We start from the raw sequence: 20,346 nt of genomic DNA on the forward strand, positions 1-20,346 counted from the left end.
GCCGCTAGATCATTCGAATTCCGACCGAAGTTTTCCTTCGAGTTCTCTCGCTCGACTTGCATGTGTTAAGCACGCCGCCAGCGTTCATCCTGAGCCAGGATCAAACTCTCATTTAAAAAGTTTATCTTGGTCAGTCTTGCTGACTGTTTTTTCAGTTTTTTTGGATGTCTGATCATCCGTTAATTTGATCTCCCTTGCGGGCGATCTTAAGGAATTAACTTGCTTTTTACTGTTCAACTTTCAAAGTTCATTGTCGCCAGCACTTGTTCCCCGCTGACTACTTTATCTACTATATCATAACCAGTTCGTGGTGTCAATAGCTTTTTTAAATCTTTTTAACGTTTCTTTAATGCTGTCTTAGCTCTGCTTGTTTCTCTTTCGCATCTTTCAGAGACAACTTGCTTATCTTAACACTATATCTCATGCATGTCAATAGTTTAAATTGACTTTTTAAGAAAGCGAACAAACAATGAGTTTGTTCGCTTTTCTTTTAACCACTATGAGTTTGTCTTTTCCAGTTCCCTTTTGAACTTCTCTATTATCTTCTTTTCCATTCTAGAGACAGTCATCTGGGATATGCCCAAGTCGTTTGCTATCTCTATCTGAGTTTTCTTGTTGAAATACCTGTCACTTATTATCTGCTTCTCTATTCTGTTGAGCTTCTCTATAGTCTTAGACAGGAAGTCATTGTTCTCTATCTTCAAGAACTGCTTGTCCTCTTCTCCTATTAGATCAGAAAGCGATATCTCCTTGTCATCTCCATCCGATTCGTACGAAATATCTAGCGATTGAGGCGTGTATACCTTGCTCGCTTCCATAACCTCCAGCACTTCTTCCGGTGTGGAGTTCAAGTATTCAGCCAACTCATATACATTTGGAGCTCTTTGAAGCTCCTGGCTCAAAGTCGTTTTTGCCAGATTAACTTTTTGAGAGAGCTCTTGAATCCTTCTAGGAACCCTGATAGCCCAGCCTTTGTCCCTGAAGTACTTCTTTATCTCTCCTATTATAGTAGGTGTCGCAAAGCTTGAAAATTCGTAGCCCTTATCTATATCAAACCTGTCAACTGCATATATAAGGCCTATACAAGCCACTTGATATATGTCATCGTAGTCGATTCCCTTGTTAGCATACTTTTTAGATAGAATCTCCGCTATATACATATATCTCGATATGAGCTCTTCTCTGACATCAATGTTTTTCGTCTCTGCATATTTTCTAAAAAGCTCTTTACTGTCTTTCTTGATTTTAAGCTTTTCTTTTGCTTCGTTTGATGTAGAATTGCCCATATTACTCATCCTTTTTCGACTTTGTCATTTTTATTTCCATTTCGCCTTCTTCTGACTTTGAAATATCTACATCATCCATCAGCGACTGTATTATCATTATTCCAAGCCCATCTTCTAGAAGTGACGCCAGTTCCATAGCATCTTCGTCTATTTCTTCAGTCTCTTCTCGTTCTGATCTAACCTTGCTTTTTATTTCTATATCTAAACTATCCTCTGAAACTACATACTCTATCTTGAATTCGCTTTCCTCTTTGGGATTCAGACTCTCTATTATACTTGTGCAGGCTTCTCCTACAGATACCTTTACGTCGTCTATATCATCTATATTGAACCCCATCTTAGCCGCAATTGAAGACGCTGTGAGTCTTATGAGGCTTAAGTATTCACCTCTAGCCGGTATTTTAAGTTTTATGACATCCTTTACGCTCTCCATTGTCATTACCCCTCTATCTTGAACACTTTGTCTAAGCTAGTCAGGGAGAACAGTTTCTTTATGCTTGGCTTTAAATTTATTACTTTTATCTCTTTTTCTAGTTCTTGCGATTTTTTAAGCGCACTTATTAGCACCCCTAGTCCAGTGCTATCTATATAGTCCAAGTTTTCTCCGTCTACAACAAGGTCACTCTTTTTTTCTTCTATAGCATCTATTAGTATCCCTTTAAACTGATTAGATGTGTGTATATCTATCTCTCCTATTGGCTGGATATAGTATGCTCTCGTATCTTCATCAAAATTCTTAATAACGTCTAAAGCCACATTATTACCCCCTATTTTATAGTCGTCTCAAATTATAGTATATCATCTTATGTCTCATTGTAAACAAAAAAACGAGCTGTTCTGTCTACTCTTCGGCCACTATTTTTGCAACTGAACTTACCTTATCATCTTTTTGCATTTTCATAAGTCTAACGCCTTGAGTTGTCCTGCCCATATTGGATATATCTCCTACGTTTAATCTTATTATAGTCCCCATTGTGGAGTTTATCATGACTTCATCTTCATGGCTCACCACTTTTGCACTTATCAAATTCCCTGTAACATCCTTTACGTTGTAAGTCTTTATTCCTTTTCCGCCCCTCTTTTGAAGCCTGTAGTCTTCAAGCGGAGTTCTTTTACCGTATCCATTTTCACTTATGACAAGCAGGTCTTTACTCTCTTCTACAAGGTCAACACCCACTATTTTGTCTCCCTCTTTCAGTGTCATTGCCTTTACTCCTGCTGCAGTTCTTCCCATAGCTCTCACATCTGTCTCTTCAAACATTATTGCAAGGCCGTAAGATGTAACCGCTATAAGCTGGTCTTCTCCACTTGTCTTCCTGACAGATATAAGCTCGTCTCCATCTTTCAATGTTATCGCTATGATCCCTGTCTTTCTTATGCTTTTCAACTGCTCTAGGTCTATCTTCTTTATGACTCCATGATCTGTAACCATAACCAAGTAGCTTTCTTTGCTGAAATCCCTTATAGGAATAACCGCATTTACTTTTTCCCCTGGATTTAACTGGAGCAAGTTTATTATAGCTGTCCCTTTCGCCTGCCTTTTGGCTTCCGGTATGTCGTAGGCCTTCAGGCAATATGCCCTACCTTGATTTGTAAAGAAAAGCAAGTTGTCGTGAGTAGATGTAGTGAATAAATCAGATACAAAATCTTCATCTCTAGTCGTAATCCCTGAAATGCCCCTTCCACCTCTTCTTTGAGTCTTGTAGGTATCCTCAGGCATCCTCTTTATATAGCCCATATGAGTCAGGTTTATTACAACATCCTCTTCATCTATCAAGTCTTCCATATCTAGTTCGTCTTCTGCCGGAACTATCCTTGTCCTTCTCTTGTCTCCATACTTTTCTTTTATCTCTAGAAGCTCGTCTTTTATTATCTTGTATATTAGCTCGTCGCTTGAGAGTATCTCTTTGAACTTAGCTATCTCCAATATTATGTTCTTGTATTCGTCTTCTATCTTTCCTCGCTCTAGTCCAGTAAGCCTTTGAAGCCTCATGTCCAGTATCGCCTGAGCTTGGATTTCCGAAAGTCCGAATTTCTCTATAAGCCCATCTTTTGCCTCTTGAGCTATCTTAGACCCTCTTATCAGCTTTATAACTTCATCTATTCTGTCGAGTGCTATTTTCAGCCCCTCCAGTATATGGGCCCTGCTTTCAGCCTTCTTGAGTTCGTATTTTGTCCTTCTGACTATCACATTGTGCTGATGTGACAGGTAGTGCTGCATTATCTCTTTCAGGTTGAGAAGCTTTGGCCTGTCGTCTACAAGTGCTATCATTATTATGCTGAATGTATTTTGAAGCTGAGTGTACTTGTAGAGCTTGTTGAGTATTACATTTGGATTTGCATCTTTTTTTACTTCTACTACTATTCTCATTCCATCTCTGTCCGACTCATCTCTTAAGTCTGAGATTCCCTCTATCTTCTTGTCTCGCACAAGACTAGCTATCTTCTCTATTTCTCTGGCCTTGTTTACCTGATAAGGAATCTCTGTGAATATTATGCTTGATCTTCCCTTTTCGTTCACCTCTATATTGCTGACAGCTCTTACAGTCACTTTTCCTCTTCCTGTCCTGTAGGCTTCACTTAATCCGTCTTTCCCCATTATCATGGCCCCTGTAGGGAAGTCTGGTCCCTTTATATGCTTCAGTATATCTTCAACTTCTACTTCAGGGTTCTCTATAAGCTCCACTATCCCGTTGATTATCTCTTTTAGATTATGAGGTGGTATAGACGTAGCCATACCAACAGCTATACCGGAAGATCCATTTGCCAGTAGATTTGGGAATCTGCTTGGCAGCACTTTTGGCTCGTCAAGCGTCTCGTCGAAGTTTGGTCTATAGTCTATAGTCTCTTTCTCTATGTCTCTGAGCATCTCTGTAGTTATTTTGCCCATTCTAGCCTCTGTATAACGCATAGCTGCGGCGCTGTCTCCATCTACTGATCCAAAGTTACCGTGCCCGTCTACTAGCAGATACCTTGTAGAGAACTCCTGTGCAAGTCTTACCATTGCGTCGTATACAGCTGTATCTCCGTGTGGGTGGTACTTACCAAGTACGTCTCCGACTATACGAGCCGATTTCCTGTGTGGCTTTTCTGGCTGAAGGCTAAGCTCGTTCATCGCATATATTATTCTCCTGTGAACAGGTTTAAGCCCGTCTCTTACATCTGGAAGAGCTCTGCTCACTATTACACTCATTGCATAGTCAAGATATGACTTTTTCATCTCTTGCTCTATGTCTATTTTCTTTAAATTATTCATCTCTTCGCTCATCATTTCCTCCTGCTTCTTTATACTCACTTTGACTAAATCTATTTTATCATATATCTGCTTCCTTATTCCAAACAAAGATAATTTTAAAAGCTGGCAGAACTAAACTCCCATCCGCCAGCTTACAAGTTTTTTATTTATATGTCTAAGTTCTTTACGTATATAGCATTTTCTTCTATGAACTCTTTTCTTGGCTTTACCTTATCTCCCATTAGAGTCAGGAATATTTCGTCAGCTGCCTGTGCATCTTCTACATCAACTTGAAGCATTGTCCTTGTCTCTGGGTTCATAGTCGTGTCCCAAAGCTGGTCTGGATTCATCTCTCCCAGTCCTTTGTATCTCTGGAGAGAGTAGTTGCTTCTTCCTATCTCGTTTAGTATCTTCTCAAGCTCTGCATCGTCGTAAGCGTATATCTCTGTCTTTCCCTTTTTAACTTTGTAAAGGGGAGGCTGGGCTATATATATATGTCCGTTGTCTATAAGTGGACGCATATACCTGAAGAAGAAAGTCAGCAGAAGTGTCCTTATATGAGCTCCGTCCACATCGGCGTCAGTCATTATGACTATCTTCCCATACCTGAGTTTCTTTTCGTCAAAATCTTCTCCTATTCCGCATCCAAAGGCTGTTATCATAGTCTTTATCTCTTCATAGCCAAGTATTTTATCTAGTCTGGCCTTTTCGACGTTCATTATCTTTCCTCTAAGCGGAAGTATCGCCTGTATAGCTCTATTTCTTCCCTGCTTTGCAGATCCTCCAGCCGAGTCCCCCTCGACTATGAATACCTCGCATTTAGAAGGGTCTTTTTCAGAGCAGTCCGCAAGCTTTCCTGGAAGAGCCATGCTGTCTAGCGCGCTTTTCCTTCTAGTGAGCTCTCTCGCTTTTTTGGCAGCTTCTCTTGCCCTCGCAGCCCTTAGCGCTTTCTCTACTATTGTCTTAGCTTCTTTAGGGTGCTCCTCTAGGAAATTGCCCATAGCTTCACTGACTATGCTGTCGACTATTCCTCTCATCTCGCTGTTTCCGAGTTTTGTCTTGGTCTGTCCTTCGAACTGAGGCTCTGAGAGCTTTACAGACAGTACAGCTGTCATCCCTTCTCTCACATCTTCCCCTGTCAGATTTTCGTCTTTCTCTTTCAAGAACCCATTTTTTCTAGAATAGTCGTTTATTATCCTAGTGAGCGAAGCTCTAAGCCCGACTAGATGTGTTCCACCTTCATGAGTGCTTATATTGTTGGCAAAAGTATATACATTCTCTGTATACTCTGTAGTGTACTGAATGGCTAGCTCTACAGCCGAGCCTTCCTTCTCTCCTTCAAAGTATATTATGTCCTCATGAATAGGAGTTCTCTTTCTGTTCAGATACTGCACGAACTCCTTTATTCCGCCCTCGTAGTAGAATATATTCTCTTTTTCTATGCCTTCTCTTTCATCCCTAAACTCTATCCTCACGCCTTTGTTCAGAAAAGCAAGCTCCCTAAGCCTATGCTCTAGAGTCTCGTACCTGAAGTTTATCTCTTCAAATATGGTGTCATCTGGCTTGAATATTATCTCGGTACCAGTTTCACTTGTATCTCCTACCACCTCTAGCTCTGTTACAGGTACTCCTCTTTCGAACTTCTGGCTGTATATCTTTCCATTTCTCTTGATTACTGCCTGTAAATTCTCTGAAAGCGCGTTAACTACTGAAACTCCGACTCCATGCAGTCCTCCTGAAACTTTGTATGCATCGTTGTCGAACTTTCCACCTGCGTGCAACACTGTAAGTACAGTCTCAAGCGTTGACTTACCAGTCTTTGGGTGTACTTCTACCGGGATTCCTATTCCGTTGTCTCTAACTGAAACTATATTTCCGTCGCTTATCTTTATCTCTATGGTGTCGCATCTTCCCGCAAGAGCCTCGTCTATACTGTTGTCTACTACCTCGTAAACTAGGTGGTGTAGTCCTCTTGGTCCAGTGCTTCCTATATACATACCTGGTCTTTTCCTAACCGGGTCTAGTCCTTCGAGTACCTGTATCTGGGCTGCTCCATAATTTTGATTACTCTGATTCATTATATCCTATTCCTCCTAAGTCTATATTGTCTATAAAGTTTGATCTCTTTAAAAGAGTGCTCGATGATATCCCTGAGCTGTATATCTCGGTCCTGGTCTTTCCCTTTCTCAAGTCTTTCCTGCACTCTGTACTTTCCGTTATTATATAGGACTTTGGATTTTCTGAATCTTCAACCATGAATCCTTCTTCTGAAGCTATGCTGAAAAACTCCCTGTTCGTCTCAGATTTTTCCATGGACTCTACGTCCACTATAACTATTATGTCCTTAGTCGGAATGACTTTGTCTTTCCCTATATGCAAAAACACTTTATCACCTTCTCTTTTTTATCTGAAAATACTCCCGTCTTCTATCCTGAATATACGCTTGCTCTCATTGTCCAGTAAGTTAACATCGTCAGTTGAAGTTATTATGGTCTGAACCTTTTCAAAAGTGGAGATGAGGTACTTCCTCCTGTCTGAGTCAAGCTCCGATAGCACATCATCTAGCAGAAGTATTGGATAGTCACCCACCTCTTCCTTTATAAGCTCGACTTCTGCCAGCTTCAGAGAAAGCGCAGACGTTCTCTGCTGCCCCTGTGATCCGAAAGTCCTGCAAGAAACTCCGTTTAGCTCTATATCTATGTCATCTTTATGAGGTCCGTACTCTGTATTCCCCTTTTCCATATCCTTAGCCCTGCTTGAGCATAGGCATCCGTAGTATGATTTTTCAATTTCCTGCTTCGAGCTCTTGTCTATGGGAAAGGAAGATCTGTACTCTATGTCTAAAGACTCTTTCCCGTCAGTTATTTTTTTGTGGATATCTCTAGATATACAAGAAAGCTTTTCTATAAATCCCATTCTATCCAATATTATATCTGACCCTACATCGGCAAGCTGGATATCCCATGGCTCTAGCTGGTCGGCATTTATTCGCCCCCTGCTCTTTAGGAGCTTGTTTCTCTGAAAGATTATTTTGCTGTACTTGGCTAGATTGTACCTATACCTAGGCCTTATCTGCGATATCTCTGTATCTAGAAAAGCCCTCCTCTCTGAAGGGCCCGACTTTACGAGATTCAAGTCTTCCGGCGCAAATATAACCACGTTTATATTGCCTGAAAGCTCTGACAGTCTATTCAGTTCAAGCTTATTTATTCTCACTATCTTCTTGGCGTCTCTTTGAAACTTGAATTCCACAAATCTAGTTCCCCTTGAAGTCTCAGCTTCCACACCTATATAGGCCTTTTCTTTTTTAAAGTTTATAAGATCTCTGTCTTTTGTAACTCTGTAGGACTTTCCTATAGCAGCTATATATATGGACTCTAGCAGATTGGTTTTTCCCTGTGCGTTATTTCCTAAGAACAGATTAAGCTTAGGGCTTAAGTCTATTTTAATATTTTCATAATTCCTAAAATTTATTAAATTAACGCTTTTTACATACAAATTCAGCACTCTCCTATGCCGCTGATAGTCACTAACTTTAAATCCATTATACCATACATATTTGCGAACTTGCTATTTCACCCTATATGCTTCCTCGTAGCCCTCTACTTCAACGGTATCTCCTGATCTTATCTTCTTTCCCCTTTGAGTGACTACTATCCCATTTAATTTCACCATTTCACTTGAAATTAAATGCTTGCTCTCTCCACCTGTCTGGGCTATACCTACGTATTTCAACAATTGATCTAGCTTTATGAATTCGTCTTTTATTACCACTTCTTTCATCTCTATTCCTCCTCTGTTTACTTAATTATATATCAAAAAGAAAAAAATGCCCATAGCTTTAGCTATCGGCATTTTAAGTTTCAAACTACGCCAGCCTTACTGGAAGTACAAGGTAAGTGTAGCTTTCATCGTTCAACGGCTTCATAATGCAAGGGTTTACATTGCTTGTCAAGTAGAGCTCAATCTCTTCACTCTCTATGGCCTTTATACCGTCTAGTATATATTTAGAGTTGAATGCTATCTGTATATTGTCTCCCTCAAGCTTTATGGGAATACTCTCATATACATCTCCTATCTCGGAGTTGGATGTTATGACTACAGTGTCATCGCTTATATCTAGCTTTATCAGATTGTTTTTTCCTTCTCTTGCAAGAAGCGAAGCCCTCTCTATGGAGCTTTGGAGTTCTTTAGTGCTGACTACAGCCTTTGTCTTGTACTCACTTCTTATTATGTCTCTGTAGTTTAGGAACTGTCCCTCTAGAAGTCTTGAAGTTACAACAGTAGGGCCCGCACTGAAGATTATATGGTTCTCTGTTGTGGATATCTTTACGTCAGACTCGTCTTCATCTACTATCTTACTGACTTCAGAAAGAGTTTTGGCTGGTATTACGACTTTTATATCTTCGCTGTAGTCTATCTTCACTTTCTTAAGCGCCAGCCTGTAACCGTCTAAAGCTATTAGAGACGCTTCCGACTTTTCTATCTCCATAAGCGCTCCTGTCAGTATAGGTCTTGTCTCGTCTTGGGCTGTCGCAAATATGGTCTGCTTTATCATAGACCTTAGCAGTTCTTTTGAGATGTGGAATGACTTTTCTTCATCAAGCTCTGGAAGCTGTGGATATTCCTCGTAAGGCTGTCCCACTATGTTGAACTTTGAATTCCCACAGTTTATGTGAACATTGTTTTCCATATCGGCTTCAATAGAAATCTCCTCTGGAGGCAGCTTTCTGACTACTTCCCCAAACAACTTCGAAGTCAGTACTATGCTTCCCTCCTCGATTACGTTGCATTTGACTTTAGTTTCTATACCCAGCTCCAAGTCTGTACCTGTAAGTATAAGTTCATCGTTTATGGCTCTTAAGAGCACTCCACTCAGTATAGGCAGTGTTGATCTAGAGGATACTCCTCTCTGCACTATGCCAATAGCTTTGGACAATGTATTTTGTTGGATTGATATTTTCAATTGTGGATAACCTCCCTAGCTGTTTTTTTTGAAAAATGATAAATTAACTTAGTAATAGTAGTAGTAGGGCTTGTTGATATGTTGATAAGCCTACCTAATTGTTGCAATGAGAAGAGTAGAGCCTGTTGATTATATGTTGAAAACGAAAAAATAGCGATTCAAGTTATCAACATAATCCACTGACATATATTTAAGGCAAATATAATCAACAGGAAATCAGAAAATATAAACAAATACTGTTGATTATTCTCCCTTTATCTTCTTGACTATGTTTTCAACCCTGATTTTCAGTTCTGAATCATTTTCGAGATCTTTAGATATTTTTTCATATGCATGTATTACAGTTGTATGGTCTCTTCCTCCAAACTCCTCCCCTATTTTGGGAAGAGAGAGGTCAGTGAGTTCTCTGCACAAGTACATGGCTATCTGCCTTGGAAAAGATATGGATCTGGTTCTCTTTTTAGAGCTGAACTCCTCTATCTTAAGCTTGTAGTCATCGCCTACAACTTCCTTTATCCGCCCTACGTTCACCTCTTTAGGCTTAGATTTAGAGAGGATGTCTTTTAAAGCTTCCTCGGCAAGTTCTACAGAGATGCGTCTATTTGTAAGAGAAGAGTAGGCTACGACTCGAATGAGTGCACCTTCCAGTTCTCTTATATTTGACTTTATATTGGTGGCTATATAGAGCATGACTTCGTTGTTTACTTCGATATTTTCTAGGTTTGCTTTCTTTCTGAGTATTGCAATCCTAGTCTCTAGGTCAGGGGCTTGGATATCAGCTATTAGACCCCACTCAAACCTGGAGCGTAGTCTGTCCTCTAGCGTAGGAATCTCCTTTGGAGGCCTGTCACTTGAAATTATAATCTGTTTGTTGGCTTCATGAAGTGCGTTGAAAGTGTGGAAGAACTCCTCTTGTGTTCTCTCTTTTCCAGCTATAAACTGAATGTCGTCGACCAAAAGCACATCTACATTTCTATATCTGTTTCTAAACTCTGTGTTCCTGTCGTCTCTAATAGAGTTTATAAGCTCATTTGTGAACTTCTCCGAGGACACGTATACCACCTTGGACTTTGGGTTCTGAGAGAGAATATAATGTCCTATGGCGTGCATAAGGTGGGTCTTGCCTAGGCCGACGCCTCCGTATATAAAGAGGGGATTGTAGGCCATAGCAGGAGCTTCAGCTACAGCTAGAGATGCAGCATGTGCGAACCTGTTGCTGTTTCCAATTACAAAAGACTCAAAAGTATACTTAGGGTTTAGGTTTGGATTTTGAGAGACAGCGTAATCAGCTACATTAGGCTTTTCGCTCTCTGCGCTGTTGTCTATCTCACCGTCTTCGCCAGGACAAATAAGCCTTAGATTGTAGTCAAGGCCTGTAGTCTGGGAGATTGCATTTTTTAAAAGTATGAGGTACCTGTCCTCGATTATCTTCTTCGTGAACTCATTAGGTGTTCCAAGCACCACTTCTGATTCGTTTATTGTAAGAGGCTCCATAGTGTTGAACCAAGTGTTAAAACTGACATCGCTGAGCTCTGTCTTTATGAGTTCAAGAGAAGCTCTCCAGATATCATCTAAATTTGAATCCATAGTACACCTCCGTGGGAATATATTTATCAACATAGTTATTAACAAAAAATAAGCTTTAAAAACAAAAAAATATGAAAAAAATAGAATGTGGATATTTATGTAGAAAACTGTCTTTAAAAATTATATACTAAGATAATCAACAGATTTTAAAAAAAAGAAATGTGAATATTAATCGCTAAAACAACTTGAAATAGTCGAAAAATGAAAACCTCAGCGATAGTTATTCACAATATTGTCCACAACCTGTTGATAACTGTTGATATGTTGATAAAGTATCCACAACGAGTATTATATTATCAAAAACTGTGGAAAGTATCAATGTTTTATAAAAGATATCCACAGAATCAACAATTACGTAATCAACACGTAAGGATGAAAATGGTTTCAAAAGCGCATGATATGGGACTTTGGAGGAGCGTTCAAAAAAATATTTTATGGTGTATTTCCTTGACATAGAAGTAACTTGCTAATATAATCAAATAGTGGTACGTCTAGAATCGATTTAAGAAGAAACTAAGGTGTTTATATAGACACTTTGACATTGAAGGAGGTGTTAAGGATGAAAAGAACTTACCAACCAAAGAAAAGACAGAGAAGTAAAGAGCACGGTTTCAGAAAGAGAATGAAGAACAGATCAGGAAAAGCTGTGTTAAAGAGACGTAGATTAAAGGGAAGAAAGAAGCTATCTGCATAAGGCCGCACAAGTTTGTGGCCTTTTTATTCAATTTAAGGAGTAATTTTATGAAAAACAAAGAGGAGACACTTAGGAATAGCAGGGAGTTTAGGGTTGTCTATGATGGCGGGAAATCATTTGCCAACAAGTATCTAGTTCTTTTTTTCAAAGAGAACGGTCTTACATACAATAGAGTGGGCTTTGTAACTACGAAAAAACTCGGGAACAGTGTAACTAGAAATAAATTCAAGAGAAGACTTAAAGAAGCCTACAGAAAGCATAAGGACAGAGTGAAAAAGGGATACGACATAATCCTATTGTCAAGGGCTGGAGCTGGCGAGATAGACTACAGACAGATTGAGAGTGCTTTAAAGCACATAATGAAGATTTCTAGTCTTGCTGTGAAGGAGAGGTAAGTTTGAAGAGACTGCTTGTTCTTATTATAAGGATTTACCAGAAGTTCATATCACCGCTGACGCCGGATGCTTGCATATACTATCCAACCTGCTCAGAATACTCTCTTCAAGCCATAAACAAGTACGGTGCTTTTAAAGGAGGCTTTAAAAGCGTCAAGAGGATACTCAGGTGCCATCCTTTTGGAAAAGGGGGACACGATCCGCTACTATGAAAAGGAGGTTTTTAAGTGATAGATATAATTGCTAGACCGCTAGGGATGCTTCTTAAGTTTATGTACAATCTATGTGTAAGCATAGGACTGGACTTTGAGAGGCTTTCAGCATATTCGATGGCTATAATACTTGCAACTATAGTGTTTAAGCTTATACTACTTCCGCTTACTATAAAGCAGACAAAGTCAATGCAAGGCATGCAGGCCATACAGCCTAAGATGAAGGAGCTTCAGAAGAAATACAAGAATGACCCTCAAAAGCTAAACGAGGAGACTATGAAGCTGTACAAAGACAACAAGGTGAGTCCTTTTGGAGGATGTTTGCCACTTCTAGTACAGTTCCCAATACTTATAGGATACTTCAGGGTTATGCAGGACCCTGTGAAATACGTATTTGAATCTCAAGCGGCGTTTGACGCCATGGGTAAGGGCTTCTTATGGATAATCGATATAGCTCAAAAGCCTACGGCGATTATAAACGGAATGCCTAACGACTTTCAGATAGCTGGAGTGACAATTCCGATAATAGCCATAATATCGGCTATTACGACTTACTTCTACAGCAAGTACAGCATGCAGATGCAACCGACTACAGACGGGGCATCGGATCAGGCTCAGTCTACTCAGAAGATAATGCTCTATATAACTCCTGCAATGTTCCTTTACTTTGGATACAGCTATCCTGTAGGTTTTACTATTTACTGGACTGTCTCTAATATATTCCAGATAGTTCAGCAGTTAATTTTGAACAAGACGTTTAAGAAGGTCAAGGGGGAATCTAACTGATATGAAGTCTGTAATAAAATCAGCTAAAACTGTTGAAGAAGCTGTAGATATTGCATTGAAAGAGTTAGGACTTGAAAGAGAAGATGTAAGCATAGAGGTGCTAGAAGAGCCTTCAAAGAGGTTTTTCGGGCTTATGGGGACTACACCGGCCAAAGTAAAAGTGGTTGGAGACAAGGAGCTGGAGTACTTAGCAGAGTCATTTTTGAAAGAGCTGCTTGAGAAGATGAATATAGAGGGAAGTATCAAGGCATCTAAAAACAAGAACGAAATATTTGTAAAAGTAGATGGCATATCTAGCACAGACAAGGGAATTCTAATAGGGAAAAGAGGCAGCACGCTTGACTCTATACAGTACTTGCTGAGCTTGTCGCTAAACAAAAACAGAGACAAATATGTCAAAGTTACTCTTGATATAGAGGACTACAGGGAAAAGCGAGAGCAGACACTGGTCGAGCTTGCCAAGAAACTGGCCAACACTGTAAAGAAAAACAAGAAGACAATAAGGCTAGAGCCTATGAACCCATATGAGAGAAGGATAATCCACTCGGCGCTTCAAGGCGACAAGGGGATAGTGACTTATAGCGAAGGCGAAGAGCCATACAGAAGAGTTATAGTACAGCTTAAAAAAGAAAAGTAATATGCAGGGTGTCGAATATTCGGCACTCTTTTTATGTTTTTTTGCATTGTATAGTATATAATATTCTGAGAGTATAAAGAGAGAAGAGAAGGTGAAGAGATTTGGATATAGATACGATAGCGGCAGTAGCAACCCCTCCAGGAGAGGGTGGAATCGGGATAATAAGGCTTAGCGGCAAAAAATCTTTAGAGATAGCGGATGCTATCTTCAAAGGAGCGAGTGAAAAGCCCCTAAGTGGACTAGAGGAGAGAAGATTGAACTACGGGCATATAGTCAATCCAAAAGACAGGAGAGCTGTAGACGAGGTCATGGCCGTATACATGAAAGAGCCTAAGACATACACCAAAGAAGACGTGGTGGAGATACACTGCCATGGAGGAGCCATTTCAGTCAGAAGGATACTTGAGCTTGTGCTATTGGAAGGAGCCAGGCTTGCAGAGAAAGGCGAATTTACAAAGAGGGCGTTTCTAAACGGAAGGATAGACCTATCGCAGGCGGAAGCTGTAATAGACCTTATAAAGGCCAAGACAGATGCCAACTTCGACATGTCGCTAAACCAGTTAGAGGGAAGTATGACTTTGAAAGTAAGAGAGCTTCAGAACGAGCTGCTCTCTATGCTTGCCCATATAGAGGCGTCGATAGACTTCCCGGACCAGGATGTGGAGGAGATCACATCTGAGGAGCTGAAGAAGACTGCAAAACACGTATATGAAGAGATAGACAAGCTGATAGCCACCTCCAATACGGGACGGATTATAAAAGAGGGAGTAAAGACTGTGATACTGGGGAAACCCAACGTGGGAAAATCATCTCTTATGAACGCCCTCCTCAGAGAGAACAGAGCCATAGTTACGGACATTCCGGGCACAACTAGAGATATAATAGAGGAGTATGTAAACATAAACGGGATACCACTTAGGATAGTAGACACTGCTGGGATAAGAGAAACAGACGACCTAGTGGAGAAGATAGGTGTAGAAAGAGCCAAGGAGATGCTCAGAGACGCCGACCTTGCAATAGTGGTATTTGACTGCTCCAAGGAGCTAGAGCAGGAGGATATCGAGATAATATCGCTTGTGAAGGACAAGCCTGCAATAGTTCTATTCAACAAGACCGATCTAGACAGCAAGCTAAGAGAAGAAGACGTCTCCAACATGCTGAAAGACAAGTATATAATAACCACCTCTATGCTGGAGGGAAAGGGAATAGACAAGCTTGAAGAAAAGCTGAAAGAGATGTTTTTGAGCAGCGAAGTTGAAATAGGAGAGGATCCTATAGTCACAAATACAAGACAGAGGGACTTGCTTATAAAGGCCAAAGAAAATGTCCAGGACGCACTGGATGCACTCAATATGGAGATGCCTGTAGACTGTATAGAGGTCGACATAAAGGGCTGCTGGGAGAACCTGGGCTTTATAACTGGGGACTCTATTGGAGAAGATATAATAGACAAGATTTTCAAGAACTTCTGCATTGGAAAGTAGAAGGAACGGGAGGAAATATGAGCAGAGCAATAGAATTTTTTGCTGGGAAATATGACGTTATAGTAGTAGGAGCAGGGCATGCAGGCTGCGAAGCCGCAATAGCTTCGGCCAAGATGGGTAAAGAGACACTTATACTGACCATGAGCCTTGATGCCGTGGCGCTTCTCGCCTGCAACCCTTCTATAGGAGGGACTGGCAAGGGACATCTAGTAAAAGAGATAGACGCCCTAGGCGGAGAGATGGGAATAGCTATAGACGAAACTATGATACAGTCTAGAATGCTAAACACCTCGAAAGGGCCGGCTGTACATTCTCTCAGAGCCCAGGCCGACAAGTTCGAATACCAGAACAAGATGAAGTACAATCTGGAAGATCAAGATAATCTTGACTTGAGGCAAGGCGAGGTCACAGAGGTGCTGGTGGAAGACGGAAAAGTCAAGGGCGTGAAGACTAGGACAGGAGCTACCTACAGTGCGGATTCAGTGATAATAGCTACAGGAACTTACCTCAAGGGAAGGATATTTATAGGGGAGCTCAACTATGAGGGAGGTCCTAACGGGTTTTTCCCATCTACAGAGCTCTCAGACAGCTTGAGGCAAATCGGATTCGAGATGAGGAGGTTCAAGACGGGAACTCCTGCCAGGATACACAGCAAGTCTGTGGATTTCTCGAAGACAGAGCCTCAGCATGGAGACGAAGAGATAATCCCGTTCTCCTTTATGACAGACGAGCTGAACGTAGAGCAGATACCGTGCTATTTGACCTACACAAACGAGAAGACCCACCAGATAATACTGGACAATATAGGAAGATCCCCGATGTACGCTGGGGATATGGAGAGCGTCGGGCCTAGGTACTGCCCTTCGATAGAGGACAAGGTGGTCAGGTTTACCGACAAGAAGAGGCATCAGGTGTTTGTAGAGCCAGAGGGAAGGCATACTGCCGAGATGTATGTGCAGGGGATGTCTACAACACTTCCTGAAGACGTGCTTCTGGAGATGATGAGATCTGTGGAAGGCCTTGAAAATGTCAAGATAATGAGAGGCGCATATGCAATAGAGTACGACTGCATAGACCCTACACAGCTCAAGCTTTCGCTTGAGTCGAAGGCAGTGGAAAACCTCTTTTTTGCAGGGCAGATAAACGGAACTTCGGGCTATGAAGAGGCAGCCTCTCAGGGGCTTGTGGCAGGGATAAACTCCGTGTTAAAGCTAGACGGAAGAGAGCCGCTTATCTTGGACAGATCGGAGGCCTATATAGGGGTGCTCATAGACGACCTTGTGACAAAGGGAACAGAGGAGCCGTACAGGATGATGACTTCAAGATCCGAGTACAGGCTGACTCTAAGACAGGACAATGCAGACTTAAGGCTTACAGAAAAAGGATACAGCGTAGGGCTGGCCTCCGAGGAGAGGTACAGAAGATACCTTGAGAAGAAGCAGTCTCTAGAAGACGAGCTGGAGAGGCTTAAGAACTACAAGCTTACACCGAACGCAGAGGTGAACAGCTACCTAGAGAGCATAAACACAACTCCGCTCAAGACACCAACATCCATGTACGACTTTATAAAGAGGCCGGAGATAACTTACGACATGCTTTCAGGCATAGACCCTGAGAGGCCGGAGCTGAAGAAAGAAGTCAGGATGCAGGTTGAAATCCAGATAAAATACGATGGGTATATAAAAAAGCAGACAATCCAGATAGACCAGTTCAGAAAGCTTGAGCATAAGAAGCTCTCTGAAGAGATAGACTACAGCGAGATAAAGGGGCTTAGGCTAGAGGCAAGACAGAAATTAAACGACATAAAGCCGGAGTCAGTAGGTCAGGCCTCCAGGATATCAGGAGTCTCGCCGGCAGATATAAACGTGCTGCTCATATACCTAGAACAGCAGAATAGAAACAGGAGAGATAGAAAAGATGACTAAGATGGATGTTTTCATAGATGGAGCTAAAGAGCTGGGACTAGACCTTTCGGATAGAGAGATCGAGATGTTCTCAGATTACAAGAGACTTTTAAAGGAATGGAATGAAAAGATAAACATAACAGCCATAACAGATGACGACGAGATAGACATAAAGCACTTTTTAGACAGCGTATCTGTTTTCAAGAGCGGGTTGATAGGCGGAAATGAGAGGATCATAGATGTGGGAACAGGCGGAGGCTTTCCAGGAATACCTGTAAACATACTGAAGCCAGACACAGAGGTGGTGCTCTTAGACGGTCTGAACAAGAGGCTTAAATTCTTGAATGAAGTAATAGATACGCTAGGGCTTAAGAATATATCCACAGTTCACGGCCGTGCAGAAGAGCTCGGGAGAAAAAAGGAGTACAGAGAGACTTTCGACATAGCTGTGTCTAGAGCTGTAGCTTCACTTAACACACTCTCTGAATACTGCCTTCCATTTGTAAAGGTAGGAGGCTACTTCATAGCCATGAAAGGACCGGATGTAGATGAGGAGATAGAGCAGGCGGAAAAAGCGATAGAAAAGCTAGGCGGGCAGATAGAGAAGAGGATAGACATACCACTTCCATCGAGCGACATAGTCCATAACTTGCTTTTGATAAAGAAAGTGAAGGGAACGCCATCTGTATACCCTAGAGGCGGAGGGAACCCTAAGAAGAAGCCACTTTAGACTGTAGAGCAGAGCGAAGTTTTTCGCTCTGCTTTTTTATGTCATTATGGGTATAAAAATAACGAGGAATACTATATAATCTACCTATAGGTTTTTAAAGGAGAGAGCAGGAATTTGAAGATTGAAGAAATAGATTTAGACCTTATAGAGCCAAATAGAGAGCAGCCCAGGACTAGCTTCAATGGAGACAGTTTATCTGAACTCAGGGACTCCATAGAGCGAAACGGCATAATACAGCCAATTGTGCTAGTCAAAAACGGCAGGACCTACAGGATAGTTGCCGGAGAGAGAAGATGGAGAGCTGCCATGGGGCTTAAGATGAAGAAGATACCGGCTGTGGTCAGAGAGATCAGCAGGGAGGAAGAGCTCGAGATAGCAATAGTCGAAAACATTCAAAGAGAGAGCTTGAATCCGGTGGAAGAGGCATTGGCTTTTAAAAAATACCTAGCTGAAACGGGAAAGACCCAGGAGGATCTGAGCGAGATACTCAGCAAGAGCAGGTCATATATATCGAACACAATAAGGCTCTTAAAACTTCCAGGGGACATAGTAGAGCATATAAAGTCTGGATCATTGAGCTCGGGACATGGGCGTGCACTTCTGAGCGCTGGAGACGAGGAGCGCATGAAAGAGCTTTGCAAAAGAGCGCTAGAAGAAGAGCTGTCGGTTAGAGAGCTGGAAAGACTTGTATCTGAAGAAAAGTGCTCGTCGGTGAAGAAGGTCGAGAAAAAGAGAGATATACATGTGGAAGAGATAGAGAGAAAACTTACTGAGAGACTTGGAAACAAAGTCAGAATTAAAAACGGGAAGCACAAGGGAAAGATAGAGATAGAGTATGGCAGGAGCGAGGAACTAGATTTCCTGGTGGACATCCTGTCTAGACAAATAGAAATGTCTTAAGGAGTGGAATATATGCAGGTTATAATTTACCAGACCAACGCGTTTACAGACGTGCCGTTCGGGGGGAGATCGGCAGCTATAATACCAGATGCCAACAGTCTTTCAGAAGAGGATATTCGGAGCATACTGAGGGTAGTCAAGCTTGAGAAGACAGCGTTCATATTCAAAATAGACGAGGAAAACTACAGGGTGAGGTTTTTCAGAGAGGAAAAAGAGATCAAGTTCTGCGGATATGCGACAATAGCCGGCTTTTTTACACTCGGAGAAAAGGGATACCTAGATGGAGTTGAAAACGGCAAAGTCAGGGTCTATCAACACACTGAAGTAGGCAAGAATCCAATAGATATACACTTCAAAGACTGGAAGATAGTCAGCGTGGAGATGTACAAGCATACACCGACGCTGCTAAAAGAGTACAGGGAGGTCGAAGGTACCGAGAGAGTCCTGAACATAAGAACAGAAGACTTGGGGCTTGGAGATATGGAACTCTTCCCAGAGCTTATATACTCCGGCAGCCACGACTTGATAGTGCCTGTAAGGTCCAAGGAGATACTGAGAGGTGTAATACTGAATCACAGAAGCATGATCAAGATACTGAAAAGCAGTGGGATACCTGTAGAGGAAGCACCTTGGATACACATATTCACCATAAACGGAGACAACCATGTGGAGTGCAGGCAGTTTGAAGTGATGGCACACGAGGTTAAAGAGAGGTCTTGCAGCGGATCTGCCAACGTGGGCATGGTATTTTATCTCAACAGGCACAATCTTTTAAACGGCAGAAAGATAGTCTGCAATCAAGGTGATTTCATAAACAGCCCAAGCATAGTTCACTGCTCTGTAGATGAAACTGAATTAGAGTACCCTATAAAAATAGGGGGAATGGGGAATATCTTTTTCGAAGGAGTAGTCAGGTTTTAGTTTCACGTGAAAACAATGATGGTTAAAAAAATAACGAGACTTAATATGTTGAGCAGTCAAAAAGCCAGTTCTAGTGCTTTGGTGACTGCTCTTTTCAAGTTAAGACTCAAGCAATATCAAAAAACTCACTGTATGGAAAAGGAAAGACTCGTAAAAGACTGAATTAAAATATGAATGGTGATTCATACTTGAAGAAAAATTATCATTTATTGACTGAGTGAAGATTAAATATTAGAATTAAGGGTGTATGATACTTTTTTATCTTAGAGGCTGAAACATAGAAGACATCTATAGTTTGGATAATGTATACAGCTCTTGATAAACTGTTATAATAAGAATTTGTTGATTTTGAGGCATTCAATATAAAAACAGGAGGTTGTGACATGGAATTTAAATTTGACTGGGAAGAAAACAAGGAAAAGCTTCAGCAGCTAGACGATATAATAGCTGACAAGAAGGGAACAAAAGGAGCGCTTATGAGCGTGCTTCACAAGGCGCAGAGCCTTTTTGGATACCTTCCTATAGAGGTTCAGAGAAAGATATCTGAGGGTCTTTCTGTACCACTAGCAGAGGTGTACGGAGTTGTGACTTTCTACTCGCAGTTCACGC

The 20,346-nt window shown here is 41.3% G+C and carries 21 protein-coding genes and 1 rRNA gene; 11 read left to right on the forward strand and 11 right to left on the reverse strand.

All coding sequences use genetic code 11. The annotated features are described in order from the left end of the window. The 11 genes from EUAN_RS11460 to dnaA form a co-directional block, all read right to left on the reverse strand. Positions 1-116, reverse strand: a 16S ribosomal RNA gene (locus tag EUAN_RS11460); the annotation flags it as partial. A gap of 381 nt (positions 117-497) precedes the next feature. Next, positions 498-1,286, reverse strand: coding sequence for a SigB/SigF/SigG family RNA polymerase sigma factor (locus tag EUAN_RS11465; RefSeq protein WP_071064632.1), 789 nt, complete (start codon positions 1,284-1,286; stop codon positions 498-500). Between the two features lies 1 nt (position 1,287). Then, positions 1,288-1,719, reverse strand: a complete 432-nt coding sequence (locus EUAN_RS11470; RefSeq protein ID WP_169817388.1) for an ATP-binding protein — start codon at positions 1,717-1,719, stop codon at positions 1,288-1,290. 5 nt (positions 1,720-1,724) lie between these two features. Continuing rightward, on the reverse strand, positions 1,725-2,042 hold the full coding sequence (locus EUAN_RS11475) for an STAS domain-containing protein (protein ID WP_071064636.1): 318 nt from the start codon (positions 2,040-2,042) through the stop codon (positions 1,725-1,727). 85 nt (positions 2,043-2,127) lie between these two features. Next, positions 2,128-4,554 carry a DNA gyrase subunit A gene (gene gyrA / locus EUAN_RS11480; protein WP_071064667.1) on the reverse strand — a complete coding sequence of 809 codons (2,427 nt, stop codon included), beginning with the start codon at positions 4,552-4,554 and terminating at the stop codon, positions 2,128-2,130. A gap of 134 nt (positions 4,555-4,688) precedes the next feature. Continuing rightward, positions 4,689-6,599, reverse strand: a complete 1,911-nt coding sequence (gene gyrB, locus EUAN_RS11485; RefSeq protein WP_071064639.1) for a DNA topoisomerase (ATP-hydrolyzing) subunit B — start codon at positions 6,597-6,599, stop codon at positions 4,689-4,691. After that, on the reverse strand, positions 6,586-6,906 hold the full coding sequence (gene remB, locus EUAN_RS11490) for an extracellular matrix regulator RemB (RefSeq protein ID WP_071064641.1): 321 nt from the start codon (positions 6,904-6,906) through the stop codon (positions 6,586-6,588). Before remB ends, gyrB begins: the two co-directional genes overlap by 14 nt. An 18-nt stretch (positions 6,907-6,924) precedes the next feature. Beyond that, complete coding sequence (gene recF, locus EUAN_RS11495) at positions 6,925-8,019, reverse strand: DNA replication/repair protein RecF (protein ID WP_071064643.1); 1,095 nt, start codon at positions 8,017-8,019, stop codon at positions 6,925-6,927. Positions 8,020-8,091: 72 nt separating this feature from the next. Next, on the reverse strand, positions 8,092-8,304 hold the full coding sequence (locus EUAN_RS11500) for an RNA-binding S4 domain-containing protein (RefSeq protein ID WP_071064645.1): 213 nt from the start codon (positions 8,302-8,304) through the stop codon (positions 8,092-8,094). An 85-nt stretch (positions 8,305-8,389) separates the two neighbouring features. Continuing rightward, positions 8,390-9,487 carry a DNA polymerase III subunit beta gene (gene dnaN, locus EUAN_RS11505; protein ID WP_071064647.1) on the reverse strand — a complete coding sequence of 366 codons (1,098 nt, stop codon included), beginning with the start codon at positions 9,485-9,487 and terminating at the stop codon, positions 8,390-8,392. Between the two features lie 243 nt (positions 9,488-9,730). Beyond that, on the reverse strand, positions 9,731-11,074 hold the full coding sequence (dnaA, locus tag EUAN_RS11510; protein WP_071064649.1) for a chromosomal replication initiator protein DnaA: 1,344 nt from the start codon (positions 11,072-11,074) through the stop codon (positions 9,731-9,733). Between the two features lie 559 nt (positions 11,075-11,633). Between dnaA and rpmH the strand changes: the two genes are divergently transcribed. The 11 genes from rpmH to EUAN_RS11565 all read left to right on the forward strand — a co-directional run. Next, entirely contained in the window at positions 11,634-11,768 is a 135-nt protein-coding gene (gene rpmH, locus EUAN_RS11515) for a 50S ribosomal protein L34 (RefSeq protein ID WP_071064651.1), read from the forward strand. A gap of 47 nt (positions 11,769-11,815) precedes the next feature. Then, on the forward strand, positions 11,816-12,163 hold the full coding sequence (gene rnpA, locus EUAN_RS11520; RefSeq protein WP_071064653.1) for a ribonuclease P protein component: 348 nt from the start codon (positions 11,816-11,818) through the stop codon (positions 12,161-12,163). 2 nt (positions 12,164-12,165) lie between these two features. Next, positions 12,166-12,375 (forward strand): membrane protein insertion efficiency factor YidD, encoded by a 210-nt coding sequence (gene yidD, locus EUAN_RS11525; protein ID WP_071064655.1) that lies wholly within the window; start codon positions 12,166-12,168, stop codon positions 12,373-12,375. A 15-nt stretch (positions 12,376-12,390) separates the two neighbouring features. Continuing rightward, positions 12,391-13,161: a YidC/Oxa1 family membrane protein insertase gene (locus EUAN_RS11530; RefSeq protein ID WP_097678084.1), complete on the forward strand. Its 771-nt coding sequence runs from the start codon at positions 12,391-12,393 to the stop codon at positions 13,159-13,161. Between the two features lies 1 nt (position 13,162). Beyond that, complete coding sequence (gene jag, locus EUAN_RS11535) at positions 13,163-13,798, forward strand: RNA-binding cell elongation regulator Jag/EloR (protein WP_071064657.1); 636 nt, start codon at positions 13,163-13,165, stop codon at positions 13,796-13,798. Between the two features lie 101 nt (positions 13,799-13,899). Continuing rightward, the gene (gene mnmE / locus EUAN_RS11540) at positions 13,900-15,282 is read left to right on the forward strand and encodes a tRNA uridine-5-carboxymethylaminomethyl(34) synthesis GTPase MnmE (protein ID WP_071064659.1); all 1,383 of its coding nucleotides are present in this window, start codon (positions 13,900-13,902) and stop codon (positions 15,280-15,282) included. Between the two features lie 17 nt (positions 15,283-15,299). Further along, positions 15,300-17,207, forward strand: coding sequence for a tRNA uridine-5-carboxymethylaminomethyl(34) synthesis enzyme MnmG (gene mnmG / locus EUAN_RS11545; protein ID WP_281182099.1), 1,908 nt, complete (start codon positions 15,300-15,302; stop codon positions 17,205-17,207). Beyond that, complete coding sequence (rsmG, locus tag EUAN_RS11550) at positions 17,200-17,916, forward strand: 16S rRNA (guanine(527)-N(7))-methyltransferase RsmG (protein ID WP_071064661.1); 717 nt, start codon at positions 17,200-17,202, stop codon at positions 17,914-17,916. Before mnmG ends, rsmG begins: the two co-directional genes overlap by 8 nt. 114 nt (positions 17,917-18,030) lie before the next feature. After that, complete coding sequence (locus EUAN_RS11555; protein WP_071064663.1) at positions 18,031-18,816, forward strand: ParB/RepB/Spo0J family partition protein; 786 nt, start codon at positions 18,031-18,033, stop codon at positions 18,814-18,816. A 12-nt stretch (positions 18,817-18,828) separates the two neighbouring features. Then, a complete protein-coding gene (locus EUAN_RS11560) occupies positions 18,829-19,737 on the forward strand; it encodes a PhzF family phenazine biosynthesis protein (RefSeq protein WP_071064665.1) in 909 nt (302 codons plus the stop codon). 383 nt (positions 19,738-20,120) lie between these two features. Next, positions 20,121-20,346: NADH-quinone oxidoreductase subunit NuoE family protein (locus tag EUAN_RS11565; RefSeq protein ID WP_211266293.1), on the forward strand; the 226-nt coding region annotated here is incomplete at its 3' end.

Origin of the sequence: Andreesenia angusta (assembly GCF_001855385.1) — a bacterium.
Lineage (GTDB): Bacteria > Bacillota > Clostridia > Tissierellales > Gottschalkiaceae > Andreesenia > Andreesenia angusta.

Excerpts from the sequence above, each read along its gene's own strand:
- mnmG (WP_281182099.1), top strand. The coding sequence starts at position 15,300 with ATGAGCAGAGCAATAGAATTTTTTGCTGGGAAATATGACGTTATAGTA.
- rnpA (WP_071064653.1), top strand. The coding sequence starts at position 11,816 with ATGAAAAACAAAGAGGAGACACTTAGGAATAGCAGGGAGTTTAGGGTT.
- EUAN_RS11465 (WP_071064632.1), bottom strand. The coding sequence starts at position 1,286 with ATGGGCAATTCTACATCAAACGAAGCAAAAGAAAAGCTTAAAATCAAG.
- jag (WP_071064657.1), top strand. The coding sequence starts at position 13,163 with ATGAAGTCTGTAATAAAATCAGCTAAAACTGTTGAAGAAGCTGTAGAT.
- rpmH (WP_071064651.1), top strand. The coding sequence starts at position 11,634 with ATGAAAAGAACTTACCAACCAAAGAAAAGACAGAGAAGTAAAGAGCAC.
- EUAN_RS11560 (WP_071064665.1), top strand. The coding sequence starts at position 18,829 with ATGCAGGTTATAATTTACCAGACCAACGCGTTTACAGACGTGCCGTTC.
- EUAN_RS11470 (WP_169817388.1), bottom strand. The coding sequence starts at position 1,719 with ATGGAGAGCGTAAAGGATGTCATAAAACTTAAAATACCGGCTAGAGGT.
- gyrA (WP_071064667.1), bottom strand. The coding sequence starts at position 4,554 with ATGAGCGAAGAGATGAATAATTTAAAGAAAATAGACATAGAGCAAGAG.
- rsmG (WP_071064661.1), top strand. The coding sequence starts at position 17,200 with ATGACTAAGATGGATGTTTTCATAGATGGAGCTAAAGAGCTGGGACTA.
- gyrB (WP_071064639.1), bottom strand. The coding sequence starts at position 6,599 with ATGAATCAGAGTAATCAAAATTATGGAGCAGCCCAGATACAGGTACTC.
- dnaA (WP_071064649.1), bottom strand. The coding sequence starts at position 11,074 with ATGGATTCAAATTTAGATGATATCTGGAGAGCTTCTCTTGAACTCATA.
- EUAN_RS11500 (WP_071064645.1), bottom strand. The coding sequence starts at position 8,304 with ATGAAAGAAGTGGTAATAAAAGACGAATTCATAAAGCTAGATCAATTG.